The 16095-nt window shown below is 73.1% G+C and carries 16 protein-coding genes; 6 read left to right on the top strand and 10 right to left on the bottom strand.

Features of this window, described 5'->3' with window-relative positions:
• Window positions 1–165 precede the first annotated feature (165 nt).
• Window positions 166–750, bottom strand: coding sequence for a GNAT family N-acetyltransferase (locus IEX42_RS04190; RefSeq protein ID WP_188778496.1), 585 nt, complete (start codon window positions 748–750; stop codon window positions 166–168).
• Between the two features lie 34 nt (window positions 751–784).
• On the opposite strand from IEX42_RS04190, the gene IEX42_RS04195 reads away from it, so the two are divergent.
• Entirely contained in the window at window positions 785–1909 is a 1125-nt protein-coding gene (locus tag IEX42_RS04195; RefSeq protein ID WP_229660583.1) for a geranylgeranyl reductase family protein, read from the top strand.
• Here the strand turns inward: IEX42_RS04195 and IEX42_RS04200 are convergent.
• The gene (locus IEX42_RS04200; RefSeq protein ID WP_188778500.1) at window positions 1882–2451 is read right to left on the bottom strand and encodes a dihydrofolate reductase family protein; all 570 of its coding nucleotides are present in this window, start codon (window positions 2449–2451) and stop codon (window positions 1882–1884) included. The genes IEX42_RS04195 and IEX42_RS04200 overlap by 28 nt on opposite strands.
• 4 nt (window positions 2452–2455) lie before the next feature.
• Window positions 2456–3136 carry an MOSC domain-containing protein gene (locus IEX42_RS04205; protein ID WP_229660584.1) on the bottom strand — a complete coding sequence of 227 codons (681 nt, stop codon included), beginning with the start codon at window positions 3134–3136 and terminating at the stop codon, window positions 2456–2458.
• A gap of 44 nt (window positions 3137–3180) precedes the next feature.
• On the opposite strand from IEX42_RS04205, the gene asnB reads away from it, so the two are divergent.
• Both asnB and IEX42_RS04215 read left to right on the top strand, forming a co-directional pair.
• Entirely contained in the window at window positions 3181–4737 is a 1557-nt protein-coding gene (gene asnB / locus IEX42_RS04210; protein WP_188778502.1) for an asparagine synthase (glutamine-hydrolyzing), read from the top strand.
• An 85-nt stretch (window positions 4738–4822) separates the two neighbouring features.
• A complete protein-coding gene (locus IEX42_RS04215; protein ID WP_188778504.1) occupies window positions 4823–6136 on the top strand; it encodes an amidase in 1314 nt (437 codons plus the stop codon).
• Between the two features lie 125 nt (window positions 6137–6261).
• On the opposite strand, the gene IEX42_RS04220 is transcribed toward IEX42_RS04215, so the two are convergent.
• From IEX42_RS04220 to IEX42_RS04235, 4 genes are read right to left on the bottom strand one after another with little or no spacing between them, the layout of a single operon-like run.
• On the bottom strand, window positions 6262–7116 hold the full coding sequence (locus tag IEX42_RS04220; RefSeq protein ID WP_188778506.1) for an oxidoreductase: 855 nt from the start codon (window positions 7114–7116) through the stop codon (window positions 6262–6264).
• Between the two features lie 20 nt (window positions 7117–7136).
• Window positions 7137–8030, bottom strand: coding sequence for an aminoglycoside phosphotransferase family protein (locus IEX42_RS04225; protein ID WP_229660585.1), 894 nt, complete (start codon window positions 8028–8030; stop codon window positions 7137–7139).
• A gap of 19 nt (window positions 8031–8049) precedes the next feature.
• Window positions 8050–8718 carry an alpha/beta fold hydrolase gene (locus IEX42_RS04230; RefSeq protein WP_188778508.1) on the bottom strand — a complete coding sequence of 223 codons (669 nt, stop codon included), beginning with the start codon at window positions 8716–8718 and terminating at the stop codon, window positions 8050–8052.
• Window positions 8715–9950: an MFS transporter gene (locus tag IEX42_RS04235; RefSeq protein WP_188778510.1), complete on the bottom strand. Its 1236-nt coding sequence runs from the start codon at window positions 9948–9950 to the stop codon at window positions 8715–8717. Before IEX42_RS04235 ends, IEX42_RS04230 begins: the two co-directional genes overlap by 4 nt.
• A 70-nt stretch (window positions 9951–10020) precedes the next feature.
• Between IEX42_RS04235 and IEX42_RS04240 the strand changes: the two genes are divergently transcribed.
• Window positions 10021–10896, top strand: a complete 876-nt coding sequence (locus tag IEX42_RS04240) for a LysR family transcriptional regulator (RefSeq protein ID WP_188778512.1) — start codon at window positions 10021–10023, stop codon at window positions 10894–10896.
• Between the two features lie 67 nt (window positions 10897–10963).
• Window positions 10964–12151, top strand: coding sequence for a glycerophosphodiester phosphodiesterase (locus tag IEX42_RS04245; RefSeq protein ID WP_188778514.1), 1188 nt, complete (start codon window positions 10964–10966; stop codon window positions 12149–12151).
• A 136-nt stretch (window positions 12152–12287) separates the two neighbouring features.
• On the opposite strand, the gene IEX42_RS04250 is transcribed toward IEX42_RS04245, so the two are convergent.
• The 3 genes from IEX42_RS04250 to IEX42_RS04260 all read right to left on the bottom strand — a co-directional run bounded on the left by IEX42_RS04250 (window position 12288) and on the right by IEX42_RS04260 (window position 15106).
• A complete protein-coding gene (locus tag IEX42_RS04250) occupies window positions 12288–12779 on the bottom strand; it encodes a GNAT family N-acetyltransferase (protein ID WP_188778517.1) in 492 nt (163 codons plus the stop codon).
• On the bottom strand, window positions 12779–14659 hold the full coding sequence (gene lepA, locus IEX42_RS04255) for a translation elongation factor 4 (protein WP_188778519.1): 1881 nt from the start codon (window positions 14657–14659) through the stop codon (window positions 12779–12781). The genes IEX42_RS04250 and lepA overlap by 1 nt, the downstream gene beginning before the upstream one ends.
• 81 nt (window positions 14660–14740) lie before the next feature.
• Window positions 14741–15106 (bottom strand): CBU_0592 family membrane protein, encoded by a 366-nt coding sequence (locus IEX42_RS04260; protein ID WP_188778521.1) that lies wholly within the window; start codon window positions 15104–15106, stop codon window positions 14741–14743.
• A 71-nt stretch (window positions 15107–15177) separates the two neighbouring features.
• On the opposite strand from IEX42_RS04260, the gene IEX42_RS04265 reads away from it, so the two are divergent.
• On the top strand, window positions 15178–16095 hold the full coding sequence (locus IEX42_RS04265; RefSeq protein ID WP_188778522.1) for a LysR family transcriptional regulator: 918 nt from the start codon (window positions 15178–15180) through the stop codon (window positions 16093–16095).

Genomic DNA, 16095 nt, shown 5'->3' on the forward strand with positions numbered 1-16095 from the left:
CGATCAGCAGCGAGCGCCAGCGAGCCCACCGGTGGTAGAGCAGCGAGCGCCAGCGAGCGCGTCGAAACCACCAGCTCCGCCCGATCAGCAGCGAGCGCCAGCGAGCCCACCGGTGGTAGAGCAGCGAGCGCCAGCGAGCGCGTCGAAACCACCGGCTCGTCCCGGTCACAGCGTCCGGCGCATCACCAGTCGGGGCAGCTTCGACGCGACGGCGTCGGTGGTGCCGACCACCTCGAAGCCGGCGTGCTCGAACATCGCCCGCGTGCCGACGAACGCCATCGTGGTGTCGATCCTGCCCTCGCCCGGGTCGACCGGGTACGCCTCGACGGCCGGGGCGTCGTACGACGCGGCATGCTGCACCGCGCCCTCGATGAGGTGGCCGGTCACGCCCTGCTTGCGGCGACCGCCACGGACGACGACGCAGACGATCGACCAGACGGCGACGTCGTCGACGGGACGGATAAGCCTCGAGCGCTCCAGGCGCGGGATCGACGAGCGTGGGCTGACGTGGCACCAGCCCACCGGCTCGTCGTCGCGGTAGGTCACGACTCCGGGCGGGACCTCGGCGGCGGCGAGGCGCCGCATCGCCTGCTCCCGGCTGCCGTCGCCGAGCTCGTCGATCACCTTCGCCTGCAGCCGGTGCGACAGGCACCAGCAGTGCGTCGAGCGGCGGTTCGGGTTGATGACGTCGGCGAAGTCCTCGAACGTGTCCGCCGTCAGCGCACGCGTCTGCCAGGTCCGGTCGGCCATGGGCCATGCAACCACGGCCGGTAGGTTCGCGCCGGTGTACGACGTCGTCGTGGTCGGGGCGGGACCGGCCGGCTCCTGCGCGGCCGTCGCGGCCGCCGAGCGAGGCGCCGACGTGCTGTTGCTGGACCGGGCGTCGTTCCCCCGCTACAAGACCTGCGGCGGCGGGCTGATCGGCGTCACCCTCGCCGCGCTCCCCCACGGCTTCGTGCCGCCGGTGCGCACGCGCGTCGACACCGCGACCCTGACCCGGCTCGGCCGGACCGAGCGCACGCGTACCGACCCGCGCGGCGTGGTCCAGCTCGTCGCGCGCAGCGAGCTGGACGCCGCGCTCGTCGAGCACGCGGTGGGGCGCGGGGTCGAGTTCCGGCACCGGGTGCTGGTCACAGGCGTCGAGGAGGACGCGGACGGCGTCACGCTGACCACCTCGGACGGCCCGGTGCGTGCGCGCACCGTGGTCGCCGCGGACGGCAGCACCAGCCGGCTCTCGAGGTACGTCGGTGCGACCTTCGGCCAGGCCGACCTCGGCCTGGAGGACGAGCTGGTCGCGCCCGACCCGACCGCCTGGGCGCACCGGATCCACCTGGACTGGGGGCCGGTGCCCGGGTCGTACGCCTGGGTGTTCCCCAAGGGCGAGCTCCTCACCGTCGGCGTGATCACGCCGCGGGGGGACCCGGCGACGACGAAGGAGTACCTCGCCGCGTACAAGCGCTCCCTCGGCCTGGCCGACGCCCACGTCGTGCACCACAGCGGGCACCTCACCCGCTGCCGCGAGCCCGGGTCGCCGGTCGGCCGCGGTCGGGTGCTGCTGGCCGGCGACGCCGCGGGCCTGCTCGAGCCCTGGACGCGCGAGGGCATCTCCTTCGCGGTCCGCTCGGGCACCTGGGCGGGGACGCTGGCCGGCGAGCCGGACGCGGCGGCGTCGTACACCGCACTGGTCGAGGCCGAGCTCGGCGCCGAGATGGCCGCGGGTGCGCAGTGCCTGGCGGCGCTGTCCAGTGCCCCTGCACTCCTGCACCGGCTCCTCACCGGCCCGGCCTGGGGGCAGTTCACCCGGCTGACCCGCGGCGAGACCACCCTCGCCCGGGCGGTACGCCGACGCCCGGTACGACTGGCGCTCGCCGCGCTCGACGCTCAGGCGCGGCGCTCGCCCACCGCGTAGCGCAGCCACACCGCGCCGGCGCCGAGCTGGCGCACCTCGCGACGCTCCAGCGCCGTCGACCCGCCGGGGAACCAGGCCAGCCCGCCGCCGACCAGGTGCGGCACGACGGTCACCTGCACCTCCTCGACGAGGCCCGCCGCGAACGCGTGCGCGGCCAGCGTCGGCCCGAACACGTTGACGTCGGCCTCCGAGTCGCGGACCAGCGTGCGGACCTCGTCGACGTCGAAGACGCGGCGCAGCGTGGTGTCTCGGGTGGAGACGGCGTCGAGCGTCGTGGAGTAGACGATCTTGCTGGCCTGCTGCCAGATCCGCGCGAACCGCCCCGACTGCGGGGAGTCCGCGGCCACCGAGCCCGGGTCGTGCTCCCAGACGGTCATCATCTCGTACGCCCTCCGGCCGTAGAGGTAGGTGCCGATCCGCTCCTCCTGGTCGTTGACCAGCGCCAGCACCTCCTCGTCGGGCTCGGCCCAGTCGAAGCGACCCGCCTCGTCGGCGAGGTAGCCGTCGAGCGAGGCGATCACGGCGTACACCAGACGTCCCATGTCCCTACCGACCCGGACCGGTGCGTGGAGTCATCGGCGGGTGCTCGGCGACCCAGCGCTCGGCGCTGGCTCGCGCCCGGGGAACCAGGTCGTCGACGGCGAGCAGCTCGGGCAGCAGGTCGGGCTCGGTAGTGATCGCGCGGAACATCGTCGCCACCGTGACGCCGTGGCCGGGACGCCGCAGCACCTCGATCGCGTCGCCGGCACGCAGCGGGCCCTCGGCGACCACGCGGAGGTACGGCCCCGGTCGCGCGGCCTGCGTGAACCGCTTCTGCCAGGCGCGCGTGTCGTACCCGTTGGTGGCCTGCCAGCCACGGAACGTCGCGCACGGGATGCGTACCGAGGCCACCTCCAGCACGGCGTCACCGATCGCCCACCGCTCACCCAGCTCGGCGGCGTTGACGTCGTAGCCCTCGGTGGTCAGGTTCTCCCCGAACTCCCCGTCGGGCACGTCCGCGCCCAGCTCGGCACTCCACCAGTCGAGGTCCTCGCGGGCGTAGGCGTACACCGCCTGGTCCGGCCCGCCGTGGTGCTTCGGGTCGCCGACCTCGTCACCGTCCAGACCCAGCCGTCGTACGACGACCGGTCCGTCGGCGGCCCGCTTGTCGATCGCGCTGCGCCCGATCGTCGCGTACGACGCCTCCCGCGGCCGGGCGAGGTTGACCGAGCGGATCCGTGGGAGCACACGGCCAGTCTCCCGGGCTGGTCGGCTGGGGGACAATGGCTCTCATGTGTGGCATCGCCGTCGTCCACGACCTGACCGGCCCCGCTCCCTCCCCCGAGCGGCTCGCCCGTACCCGTGGGATCGGCGAGGCGATGCTCGCCGAGATCCACCACCGCGGCCCGGACGGCTCGGGCACCCGGCAGGTCGGGGCGACCTGGCTGGGGCACACCCGGCTGGCGATCGTCGACCTCGACGGCGGCGAGCAGCCACTGCGATCGGCCGACGGCGAGCGCTGGGTGGTCGCCAACGGCGAGATATACAACCACGTCGCGCTGCGCACCCGTCTCGGCGGCGACTTCCGGACCGGCTCGGACTCCGAGGTCGTGCTGCGGGTCGTCGAGCGGCTCGGCACGGACGGCATCCACGACATGCGGGGCATGTACGCCTGGGCCGTCGCCGACCGGTCGGGGGACGTCGTGCTCGCCCGCGACCCGCTGGGCGTCAAGCCGCTGTACTGGGCTCGCGTCGAGGACCGGGTCCTCGCCGCCTCCGAGCTGCGGGCGTTCCCCGCGGACGTACGTCCTCAGGTCGAGGAGTTCCCGCCCGGGCACTACTGGACCGCCGGTGACGGGCTGGTCGCCTTCGTGGACCTGCGTACCGACCCGCTGGGCGTGGAGGCGCCGCCGCTGCCGGCGTACCCGACGCGGGACCAGGCGCGCACCGCGATCGAGGAGACGCTGGTCACCGCGGTGCAGGAGCGGACGATGGCCGACGTCCCCGTCGGGGTGTTCCTCTCCGGCGGCCTGGACTCCAGCATCGTCGCCGCGATCCTCGCGCGTCTCGCAGCGCCGGGCGTGCCCGTGCACTCCTTCGCCGCCGGCACGGCGGGCTCCGGCGACCTCGCGGCCGCGCGCGTGGTCGCCGAGCACCTGGGGCTGGTGCACCACGAGCGCGTCTACACCGACGACGACGTGGTCGAGGTGCTGCCCGAGGTGGTGCGCTCGATCGAGAGCTACGAGCCGTCGCTGGTGCGCAGCGCCGTGCCCAACTACCTCGTGGCCGAGCTCGCTGCCCGTCACGTGAAGGTGGTGCTGACCGGGGAGGGTGCCGACGAGCTGTTCGCCGGCTACCACCACTTCCGCGAGATGGACGTGGCCGAGCTGCAGGACGCCCTCGCGGACGGCATCGACACGCTGCACCACCTCAACCTGCAGCGCTGCGACCGGGTGACGATGGCCCACGGGCTGGAGGCCCGGGTGCCGTTCCTGTCCCGCGACCTGCTCGCCGTGGCCGGCCGGATCCCGATGGAGTGGAAGCTGCTCGGCGAGGACGGGCAGGAGCAGGCGCAGGAGAAGGCACTGCTGCGGGAGGCGTTCGCCGGCTGGCTGCCCGAGTCGATCCTGTGGCGCCGCAAGGAGCAGTTCGGCGACGGCTCCGGCACCGCGGACGTGATGTCACGCCAGGCCGAGCGGCTGGTGCCGGAGGCCGACTGGCGCGACGAGCGGATCGAGGGTCTGCCGCCCGCACGCACCCGCGAGGAGCTCGGCTACCAGCGGATCTTCGCAGGCGTGCTCGCCGGGGTGCGCGCCGAGCAGGTGCTGGGCCGCTTCGCCACCGCCTGAGCCGGTAGTCCCTGACGTTTCTGCGGTCGATGGTCCGTTCTGACCGCAGGAACGTCCTGGACTACCCGGCTGGGAGGCTTACCCGGTGAGCTCTGACCCCACCCTCGACCCGACCCGGCTGGACGCGCGTGCGCTCGCCGACGCCGTACGACGTGGTGCCGTCAGCGCCGTCGACGTCGCCCGCGCCCACCTCGCGCGGGTCGCGGCCGACCGGCACCACGCGATCCTCGCGGTCGACCCGGACCGGGTGATCGCGCAGGCGACGGCGGTGGACGCACGCCCCGACCGCGACCGGCTGCCGCTGGCGGGGGTGCCGGTCACGGTCAAGGACAACGTCGACGTGGCCGGCGAGGTGACGACGGCCGGGTCGCTCGCCCACGACGGGATGCCGGCAGAGGCGGACGCGCCCGTCGTCACGCGGCTGCGAGCCGCGGGCGCCGTCCTGCTCGGCCGCGCGAACATGGACGAGGTCGCGATGGGTGCCTCGACGCAGACCTCGGCGTACGGCCCGACCCGCAACCCCGCCGATCCGCGCCGCTCCCCCGGCGGCAGCAGCGGCGGGTGCGCGGCGGCGGTCGCCGCCGGCCTGGTGCCGCTCGCGGTCGGCACGGACACCGGCGGCTCGATCCGCGAGCCGGCGTCCCAGTGCGGGGTGGTCGGGATGGCGCCCTCGCCGGGACTGGTGCCGGCGGACGGCGTGCTCCCCTTCCACCCCGAGCTCGACCGGGTCGGACCGCTGGCCCGCACCGCCGCCGATGCCGCGCTCCTGCTCGACGTGCTGGCGGGAGGACTGGCCGACCCGTCGCCGGTCCGTCGGATCGGCGTCGTCGCCGAGCTGTCCGGCCCCCGCAACCGGCCCGACGTCCTCGATGCCTTCGACCGCTGGAGCCGCGACCTCGAGACCTCGGGCATCGAGGTGGTGACGGTCTCGGTGGCCGACGGGCCGGAGGCGCTCGCGGCGTACATGACCCTGACCTCGGTGGCCGCGCTGGACTGGCTGGGCCCGTGGCTTGCCAGCGGACGCGCCGGGGAGGAGGTCGTACGCCGGGCGGAGTACGCGGCCAGCCTCGTCGAGGAGGGCGCCGAGCGCGTCGAGTGGGCCGAGCAGGTCCGTACCCGTCTCCACGACCAGGTCGCCGCGGCGCTGCGCGAGGTCGACGTCCTCGTGTCGCCCACGATGCCGACCGTGGCGCCCCCGCTGGTCGGCGAGATCACGCCGGAGGAGCTGGCCGACCCGCTGGCCGCGCCGTACACCGACTGCTGGACCGTCGTGGCCAACCTCGCCGGCGTCCCTGCGCTGTCGGTGCCCGCCCCCGCGGTCGGCCTTCCCGTCGGCGCCATGCTGATGGGCCGCCCGGGCGCCGACGCAGACCTGCTGGCGCTCGCACCCACCCGTTGAGTGGTGCCCCCTACCGGGTCGAGTCCTCAGTTCTGCGGGCTCGAGTAGTCGTTTTTCGCCGGCGGGCCGATTCAAGGCACCACTCGAGCCAGCAGGAGGCACCACTCAACCTGGAGTGGGAGCGGCTAGGCGAGCTCGGCCAGGTCGTCGTCACCGAGCTGGACGTCGGCGACGGCGAGGTTCTCCTCGAGGTGCGCCAGCGAGGACGTGCCCGGGATGAGGAGGACGTTGTCGGCCTTCGCGAGCAGCCAGGCCAGCCCGACCTGGGCAGCCGTGGCGCCGACCCGCTCGGCGACGCGCTGCACCGCCGGCTGGTCGACGACCTTGGGGATCCCGTCGAAGGCCGAGCCGAGCGGGAAGTACGGCGCGTACGAGATTCCCTGGTCGCGGCAGTACTCCAGCGTCGCGAGGTCCTCCTGATTGGTCAGCCCGAAGGCGTTCTGCACCGTGACCAGGCCGACCGACTCGTGCGCCTGCTTCACCATCTCCAACGGGACGGTGGAGATGCCGATGCCGGCGATCTTGCCCTCGTCGCGCAGCGCCGCCATCTCGGCCAGCTGGTCCTCGAGCGGGACCTGCTCGGCGCCCTCGTGCTCGTCCATCCGGCGCAGGTTCACCGCCGCCAGACGCTCCACGCCCAGCCGGGCGAGGTTGTCCTCGACGCCCTGACGCAGCTGGGCGGGCGTCTGCCCGGGGAGCCAGTTCCCCTCGTCGTCGCGGAAGGCGCCGACCTTGGAGACCAGCGCGAGCTTCTCGTCGTACGGGTGCAGCGCCTCGCGGATCAGGTCGTTGGAGACGTACGGGCCGTAGAAGTCGGAGGTGTCGATGTGGTCGACGCCCGCCTCGACCGCGCGCCGCAGGACGGCGATCGCCTGGTCGTGGTCCTTGGGCGGACCCATCACGCCCGGGCCGGGCAGCTGCATGGCGCCGAAGCCGACGCGGTGGACGGTGTACGAACCGATCGCATAAGTGGAGGCCATGTCCACTTACGCTACACCTCTCAGTCCTGGACCGCCTTGGCGACGGCCACGCAGTGCGTCGCCTCCTCGTGCGGTCCCGCCGTCGGGTTGGTCAGGCCCCAGGTCGCGTTGCACATCATCCGCAGCACCACCCAGTCCCGCGCCCGGTCCTCGTCGAGTCCGCCGGCGTCGACGACGGCGTGGAAGCGCGCGCGGAGCGCACGTCGTACGTCACCCGCGACCTCGTCGAACCGGTTCCACAGCAGCGGCGCGACCTCGAAGTGCGGGTCGCCGGAGACGGGCTTGGGATCGATCGCCAGCCACGGCTCGCGGTCGCCGGCGAGGACGTTCTCGTAGTGCAGGTCCCCGTGCACGAGCACCCCGTCGGTGGCCGGGTCGGCGGCGAACGAGCGCCCGATCGAGACCGCCTGCCGCACCATCCGGTGCGGCAGCGGCGCGTCGCGCGGCAGGGCGTCGAGCTCCGAGGTCCAGCCCTCGACGTACGACGACAGCGTGCGCAGCTGCGGCGGAGCGGGAACGTGCAGGCGCCCGTACAGCGACCCCACGACCTCGCAGGCCGCGACATCCCACTCCGCGACGAGCCCGTCGGGGTGCAGCCGCTCGAGCAGGAGCGCACAGCGACGCGGGTCGGCGCGCAGCAGCTCGACCGCGCCACGGCCGGCCCAGGTCTTGAGCGCCACGTGCTCGTGCTCGGCCTCGGGGTGCGGCCAGGTCACCTTGAGCACTGCCGGCCGGCCACCGGCGGTCCGGACCGGCACCACCAGGGCGCAGTACCCGTGCACCGGCGCACCGTCCGGTGTCAGCTCCCACTCCTCCACGAGCTCGTCGACCAGGGTGGGCAGCCGGTCCAGCCACGCCGCCATCGACGGACCGCGTCGGCGGTACGCGTCGAACGAGGCAGGAACGTCGACCACGTCGTACGACGCTACGACCTCACAGGTCGCGCACCAGTGCCAGGACCCGGCCGGGACCGTCGTGCATCACGTTGTGGCGGGTGTCCCACACCAGGTGCTCGACGTCGGGCTCCTCCGCCACGCGGTCGATGGAGATCCGCATCGGCGTGGGGATCTGCCACTGCGTCGCCTCGACGTACACCAGCCTCGGCACCTGCCGCCAGGCTCCGGTGAGGTGGACGGCCTGCAGGAGGGTGCCCACGGGGTGCGGCCGCGCCCGGTCGTCGAAGAACGGGAGCGGGTCGACAGCATCGCCGAGACGGCGCGAGTCCTCGATGAACCAGTCCCGCTCCTCCTGGCAGGTCAGCGTCCAGGACGAGTCGCCGTCGCGCGGGAAGTACGCGTCCAGGTAGACCAGGCATCGCACGCGGTCCGGTCGCACGTCTGCCGCTGCGGTGATCAGCAGCCCGGCGTAGCTGTGCCCGACGAGGACGACCTCACCGGCACCCGACCCGAGCGAGTCGATCGCGGCGACGACGTCCTGCACGTGCGTCTCCAGGGATATCCGCCGGTCGGTACGCGGGTCCGCCTCGAGCCCGGTCGGCGTCACCGCGACCGCGCGGTGGCCGAGTGCCTCGAGCTCGGCCACCAGTGGCTCGTACCACCACCCGCCGTGGTTCATCCCCGGCACCAGTACGTAGTCGGTCATGCCCTGCTCCTCCGGTTGTTGAGTACGACGACTCCCCCGCACGCGGCTGCCATGACGACGGCGAGCAACCACCATCCCCGTGCGCCGGCGTGCAGCACCAGCGGCAGGGCCAGCGAGGGGCCGACGATCCGCGCCAGGCTCGTGCCCATCGCGAACGTCGACTGGTAGCGCCCTTCCGCCCCTGGCGGCACCCGGTCCAGCGCGACCACCCACGTCGCCGCGCCCGCGGCGATCTCACCGACCGTCAGCGCCAGCACCGCCAGACCGAGCAGGGTCGCGGCGCCGGCGGCGCCGGACGGTCCGGCCGCAGCTCCGAGGAGGACCCCCGCGAGGAGGAGTCCTAGGCCACCCAGCCCGGCCGACCGGGACACGGCCGCCGGCGAGACCAGCGTGCGCGCCCAGCGCCGCTGGCCGACGAGCACCAGCACGGTGTTCAGTGCCAGCGCGGCGCCCGGTGCCCATCCCGGCGCCGTGGTGCGCTGGGTCACCCACACCGGGATCAGCACCGAGAGCACGGGCATCGTCAGCTGCACCGCCGAGGACAGCCCGACGGCGACCAGGAAGGGGCGGTCCCCCAGGACCGTCCACCGCCCCGAGGGCGGCGTCACCGCGACCTCGCGGCCGTCCGGCAGTCGACGCGCCGCCCCCGCGACCCCCAGGCACGCGACGGCTGCGACGACGTAGGAGGACCGGAAGGCGCCGTCCGCACCGGTCCAGGCCAGGCCCGCTCCGACCGTCGTGCCGAGCCCGATCCCGACGTTGAGCCAGGTGTGCATCTCCGCCCGCACGGCGACCCGAGCAGCCGGTACGACTCCGGTCACGGCGATCGCCTGCCGGATGGCCTGCGAGATGGACTGGGTCGCGACGAAGAGCAGCACGGAGACGGCGAACAGCGCGAACGACCCCGCGACGGCGTAGCCCACCAGGCCGAGCGCGGCGGTCGAGGCGGCCGCGACGTACGCCCTGCGCAGCCCGACCCGGTCGGCGAGCGCGCCGATCGGCACCGCCAGGAGCAGCGCCACGCCCGCGGCCGCCCCGAGGACGAGGCCGGTGAGCGACGCGGAGAGACCGAGCCCCGTCGTCGCGTGAAGGACGAGCGTGGACAGCGCCAGCCCCTCGGTGGTCGAGCTGACCAGGTGCAGGCCGCGCAGCCGGCCGGTCACCGCCGGTGCGCGGCAGGCGGGCGGGCGAAGCACGGTCGTGGTCGTGGTCGTGGTCGTGGTCGTGGTCACGAGACGAGTCTCCGCGGGAACGGATGAGAACTCCAACAGATGATAATGCTAGTTGCTATCATCACGGCTGATGGAGATCCACCAGCTGAGGTACGCCCTCGCCGTGGCACACGACGGCACGTTCACGGCCGCCGCCCGGCGCCTGCACGTCGCGCAGTCCGGCGTGAGCGCCCAGGTCGCGCGCCTCGAGCGCGAGCTCGGCACCACGCTGTTCGAGCGAGGCTCCCGCGCCGTGGTCCCCTCCGCCGCCGGGCGAGTGCTGCTCCCCCGGATGCGCGCGGTCCTGGAGGCGCTGGACCGGGTGGAGGACGCCGCCGCCGAGCTGAGCGGCCTGCTCACCGGGACCGTGCACCTCGGAGCGGTCGCCGGACTCGGCTGGGCGCCGTTCCTCGACGCTTTGGAGGAGGTCCGCGAGCGCTACGCCGGGCTGGACATCTTCCTGCGCGAGGGGCTGGCCGCCGACCTGCAGGCGGCGGTCGCCGACGGCCGCCTCGACGTCGCCGTCGTCTCGTGGGCCCGCGAGCCGCTCGCCTCGCTGCAGTCCTGGGTGGCCGTGACCGAACGCGTCGCGGCCGTCGTCCCCCAGGACCACGAGTGGGCGACGCGCCGGTCGATCCGCCCCCGCGACCTCCTCGACGTGAAGGTGATCTGCACCAGTCACGGCACCGGCATGCGCGCGGCGTACGAGACGATGATGGCGGCCGAGCGGCTGGCGGCGCCGGTCGCGCTGGACGTCACGCTGCCCTCCACTGCCCGCGCGCTGGTCGCCCGCGGGCTGGGCGTCGGCGTGCTGACCACCTCGCACGCGGACCTGCCCGACGACCTGACCCGCGTGGAGATCAGGTCCCACCACGCGACGTCGTACCTCGGCGTGGTGTGGCGCGGGAGTCCCTCCGCCGCGGCGACCGTGATGCTCGAGACGCTGCGCCGTCGGCTCGCCGCGTGAGCACCCCGTCACCCGCCGGCCACCTCCCCCTCACCGCGCGGCCACCGCGACACGTTGTGATGGACCCATGACCACTCTCGGGAAGCACACCAGGGTCCTGCTGCGCGCAGGTGCCGTCGCGACCGTCACCGCACTCGCCGTCGGGCTCGCGCCCGGCGCGAACGCCGCCGACCAGACCACCTCCTCCGGCAGCAGCACCGCCGCGCGCCGTCAGGCGCCCGTACCGATCGTCATCGGTCACCGCGGTGCCTCCGGCTACCGACCCGAGCACACGCTGGCGTCGTACCAGCTGGCGATGCAGCTCGGCGCCGACTACGTCGAGCAGGACGTCGTGTCCACCAAGGACCACGTGCTGGTGTGCCGTCACGAGAACGACATCACCGGCACCACCGACGTCGCCGACCACCCGGAGTTCGCGGACCGGAAGACGACCAAGGTGGTCGACGGCAAGAGCATCACCGGCTGGTTCACCGAGGACTTCACCCTCGCCGAGCTCAAGACGCTGCGCGCCAAGGAGCGGCTGCCGCAGGTGCGCCCGGGGAACACCCGCTACGACGGCCGCTTCCAGGTGCCGACGCTCGACGAGACGCTCGACCTCGTCGCATCGGAGAACAAGGTCCTGCACCGCAAGGTCGGGGTCTACGTCGAGACCAAGCACCCGACGTACTTCCAGGGCATCGGGCTGCCGCTGGAGAAGCCGCTGGTGCAGACCCTCGCCCGGCACGGCATGGACCAGAAGGGGTCCAAGGTCTACCTGCAGTCCTTCGAGACCGGCAGCCTGAAGAAGCTGGACCGGCTGACCGACCTGCCTCTGATCCAGCTCACCGACTCCTCGGGAGCGCCGTACGACCTCGTCGCCAAGGGCGACCCGCGGACGTACGCCGACCTCACCTCCGCGCAGGGGCTCAAGGACGTCGCGACGTACGCCGACGGGGTCGGCCCCAACGTCGACCAGGTCCTCCCCCGCGACGCCTCGGGCGCCACCGGCCGACCCAGCAGCCTGGTCGCGCTGGCCCATGCGCGCGGCCTGCTCGTGCACCCCTTCACCATCCGTGACGAGAACCAGTTCCTGCCGACCAACTACCGCACCGGCACCGACCCGAACGCCAAGGGCGACGTGCACGACTACGTGGCTGCGGTCCTCGACGCCGGCGTGGACGGCTTCTTCGGCGACTTCACCGACAGCCTGGTCGACGCCCGCACCGACTGGCTGGGCGAGTCCCCGAAGCTGCGGGCGGCCGGCAGCGCCGCCTGACGACGTACGGGGACACACCGAAGTCCAGGAGCGACCCGCGGCACGCCTGCGTGGGGCCCCGCGGGCCGACTTCGGTGTATCCCCGCAAGAGCCTGCCGGGCGTGGCGGCCGGCGTCGGTCGCCCACGAGCCGAGGTTCAGCCGCCCAGGATCCAGACGTCGTACGGGAGCTCGGGCTTGCCCGGGACCGGGCGCCGCTCCTCGCGCCACCCGTCGGGGAACGCCACGTCGGCGGTGCGCCGCCAGAACCGCGCCGCGGTCGGGTTCTCGTCCTGGAAGGCGATCTCCCAGCGGCCCGGGTGTTGGGCGACCACGTCGAGCGCGAGGTCGCGCGCGGCGCCCGAGCCCCGCATCCGGCGTACGACGAAGAACGCCATCATGTGCCACTCGCCGTGCTCGCCGGCGCTGACCACCGCGAACCCGACCGGCACCTCGCCGTGGCCCTGGTCCGGGTCGTGCCAGGCGAGGTACGCCGCAGCGTCCTCGCGGTGGTCGTCCAGCGACGCATGGTTGAAGCGTCCGTCGGGACGGGGATAGGAGTCACGGAAGGCCGAGAGGTCGGCGGCGTACGCCTGCCACAGCCACTCCAGCACCGGCCACTGGTCGGGAGCGACCGGCCGGACGTCCACTACTTCCTGCCCTTCTCCTGCGTCCCGCCGCCGGAGGTGGACAGCGCGGCGACGAACGCCTCCTGGGGGACCTCGACGCGGCCGACCATCTTCATCCGCTTCTTGCCCTCCTTCTGCTTCTCCAGCAGCTTGCGCTTGCGGCTGATGTCGCCGCCGTAGCACTTGGCGAGCACGTCCTTGCGGATCGCCCGGATCGTCTCGCGCGCGATGACGCGGGTGCCGATCGCGGCCTGGATGGGGACCTCGTACTGCTGGCGGGGGATCAGCTCGCGCAGCTTGCCGGCCAGCATCACGCCGTAGGCGTACGCCGCGTCGCGGTGCACGATCGCGCTGAACGCGTCGACGGTCTCGCCCTGGAGCAGGATGTCGACCTTGACCAGGTCCGCCGGCGCGTCGCCGGTGGGCTCGTACTGCAGCGAGGCGTAGCCCTTGGTGCGCGACTTCAGCTGGTCGAAGAAGTCGAAGACGATCTCGGCCAGCGGCAGCGTGTAGCGCATCTCGACGCGGTCCTCGGAGAGGTAGTCCATCCCGCCGAGCTGGCCGCGCTTGGACTGGCAGAGCTCCATGATGGTGCCGATGTACTCCGCCGGTGCGAGGATCGTGGACTTCACCATCGGCTCGAGCACCTCGTCGACCTTGCCGGTCGGGAACTCGCTCGGGTTGGTCACCTCGTGGACCGCGCCGTCCTCCATGCGCACCTCGTAGACGACGTTGGGAGCCGTCGAGATCAGGTCGAGACCGAACTCGCGCTCGAGCCGGTCGCGGGTGATCTCCATGTGCAGCAGGCCGAGGAACCCGCAGCGGAAGCCGAAGCCGAGCGCGCCGGAGGTCTCCGGCTCGTACGCCAGCGCCGCGTCGTTGAGCTGCAGCTTGTCCAGCGCGTCGCGCAGGGTCGGGTAGTCGTCGCCGTCCATCGGGTAGAGCCCGGCGTAGACCATCGGGTTGGGGTGCTTGTAGCCGCCGAGCGGCTCCTCCGCCCCGCCGTTCTGCGCGGTGACGGTGTCGCCGACGCGTGACTGGCGCACGTCCTTCACCCCGGTGATGAGGTAGCCGACCTCGCCGACGCCGATGTGGTCGGCCTTCACCGGCTCGGGGCTGATCACGCCCACCTCGAGCATCTCGTGCACGGCGCCGGTCGACATCATCTTGATCCGGTCGCGGTGGGTGAGCTTGCCGTCGACCACGCGGACGTACGTGACGACGCCGCGGTAGGTGTCGTACACGGAGTCGAAGATCAGCGCGCGCGGCGGCGCGTCGGCCTGGCCCACCGGGGGCGGGGTCTGGGCCACGATCTCGTCGAGCAGCGCCTCGACGCCAAGACCGGTCTTGGCCGAGACCAGCAGCACGTCCTCGACGTCGCAGCCGATGATGCCGGCGAGCTCGGCGGCGTACTTCTCGGGCTCGGCGCCGGGCAGGTCGATCTTGTTCAGCACGGGGATGACGTGCAGGTCGGCCTCGATGGCGAGATACAGGTTGGCCAGCGTCTGGGCCTCGATGCCCTGGGCCGCGTCGACCAGCAGCACCGCCGCCTCGCAGGCCTCCAGCGAGCGCGAGACCTCGTAGGTGAAGTCGACGTGCCCGGGGGTGTCGATCATGTTGAGGACGTACGTCCCGGGCTCGGCCGTCGTGGAGGTCTCCGCGGCGACCGTCCAGGGCATGCGCACCGCCTGGGACTTGATGGTGATCCCACGCTCGCGCTCGATGTCCATCCGGTCGAGGTACTGCGCCCGGGCGCTGCGCTCGTCGACCACGCCGGTCAGCTGCAGCATCCGGTCGGCCAGCGTCGACTTGCCGTGGTCGATGTGGGCGATGATGCAGAAGTTGCGGATGATCGCGGGGTCGGTCGATCCCGGGGCCGGGGCGCTGCTGGTGCGGGTCACGGGCGGCTCTCGTCGCGGGGCAAGGACTGCTTCATCATCCCACGCCCGCACGCGCCGCCCGAATCGCGCGGGGCGGGCGGCTCAGGCGAGGACCGGCTCCCGATCCAGGTCCGGCGCGACGACGTCGAGGGGGGCGGACCGCGGGTCCTCCGCCGGCACGGCACCCGTCTCGAACGTCTCGGCCGTGCCGGACGGGTCGGTCGCGCGTGACCGCACCAGCGCGACCAGGGCGATGAGCACCCACACCACGTTCGCCGCCGCCGACGGAAGGCTGTCGTGGGCCAGCGCACTCACCGTGAGCATCGCCGCCGCGGCGGCGTTGGTCGCCTGGAACGTGCGCGAGGTCGCGCTGAGGACCTTCTGGGAGACCAGCGCGTAGGCGACGACGGTGCCGAGGGCACCGGCCCACCCGAGGGCCGAGGCGAAGGACAGGACGGTGGGGCTCATGGGAAGAACGATGCCGAGCACGCAGCCTAAGCACAATTGAACATCACGGAACCACGGGTTAAGTTGAAGTTATGTCACTCCACCCCGGCCGGCTGACCACGCTGCTCGCGGTGCACCGGTACGGCGGGGTGCTCGCCGCTGCCGACGAGAGCGGCGTGACCGCCTCGGCGATCAGCCAGCAGATGTCGAAGCTCGAGGCGGAGGTCGGCACCCCCGTCCTCGACCGGCAGCCGGGCGGGGCGGTCCTCACCCCGGCGGGACGGATCCTCGCCGACGCCGCCGAGCGGATCGAGGCCGAGCTGATCGACGCCGAGCGCGCGCTGGCCGTGCTGCACGGCGAGCTGAGCGGGGTGGTGAGCATCGGCGCGTTCCAGAGCTTCCACCAGGCGGTGCTGGTGCCGCTCGTCGAGCAGCTGTCGACGACGATGCCGGGGATCGAGCTCGTCCTGCGCGACGTCGCGGCCGAGCAGGGCATGCGCGAGCTGCGGGCGGGTTCGCTGGACCTGCTGATGCTCGAGGCGGACAGCCCGGCCGGGCTGACCGCGCCGCGCGGCACCCACGACGTGGCCGTGCTCGACGAGCGGTGGCTGGTCGCGCTCCCCGTCGCGGCGCCGACCCCGACCAAGGTCGACGACCTCGCCGGACAGACCTGGCTCGGCGCCGACCGCGAGGCCGCTGCATGGGCAGCCACCGAGCGGGTGCTGTCCGCGTTCGACCGACGCCCGCGGGTCAAGCACCTCTACAACAACAGCGACGTCGCCATCTCGATGGTCGAGGGTGGGCTCGGTGTCGCGCTGCTGCCCTCCCTGGTGCTGGCCGGCGGGCTCCAGGTCGACGGGGTCCGGATCGCGTCCCTCACCGGACTGGGCAGCCGGCGCGTCGTCGCTCGGCACCGCAGCACTCGGGCCGAGCCCCGGCGCGAGGTGGTCGCGGTGCTGGACGAGGTCGTGGCGGCCGCGCAGGCCCTCGACCTCGGCGTCGACGGCTGA

This window comes from Marmoricola endophyticus, from assembly GCF_014644415.1.
Taxonomy (GTDB): Bacteria; Actinomycetota; Actinomycetes; order Propionibacteriales; family Nocardioidaceae; genus Marmoricola; species Marmoricola endophyticus.

Excerpts from the sequence above, each read along its gene's own strand:
- IEX42_RS04190 (WP_188778496.1), bottom strand. The coding sequence starts at position 750 with ATGGCCGACCGGACCTGGCAGACGCGTGCGCTGACGGCGGACACGTTC.
- IEX42_RS04200 (WP_188778500.1), bottom strand. The coding sequence starts at position 2,451 with ATGGGACGTCTGGTGTACGCCGTGATCGCCTCGCTCGACGGCTACCTC.
- asnB (WP_188778502.1), top strand. The coding sequence starts at position 3,181 with ATGTGTGGCATCGCCGTCGTCCACGACCTGACCGGCCCCGCTCCCTCC.
- IEX42_RS04220 (WP_188778506.1), bottom strand. The coding sequence starts at position 7,116 with ATGGCCTCCACTTATGCGATCGGTTCGTACACCGTCCACCGCGTCGGC.
- IEX42_RS04230 (WP_188778508.1), bottom strand. The coding sequence starts at position 8,718 with ATGACCGACTACGTACTGGTGCCGGGGATGAACCACGGCGGGTGGTGG.
- IEX42_RS04240 (WP_188778512.1), top strand. The coding sequence starts at position 10,021 with ATGGAGATCCACCAGCTGAGGTACGCCCTCGCCGTGGCACACGACGGC.
- IEX42_RS04245 (WP_188778514.1), top strand. The coding sequence starts at position 10,964 with ATGACCACTCTCGGGAAGCACACCAGGGTCCTGCTGCGCGCAGGTGCC.
- IEX42_RS04260 (WP_188778521.1), bottom strand. The coding sequence starts at position 15,106 with ATGAGCCCCACCGTCCTGTCCTTCGCCTCGGCCCTCGGGTGGGCCGGT.
- IEX42_RS04265 (WP_188778522.1), top strand. The coding sequence starts at position 15,178 with ATGTCACTCCACCCCGGCCGGCTGACCACGCTGCTCGCGGTGCACCGG.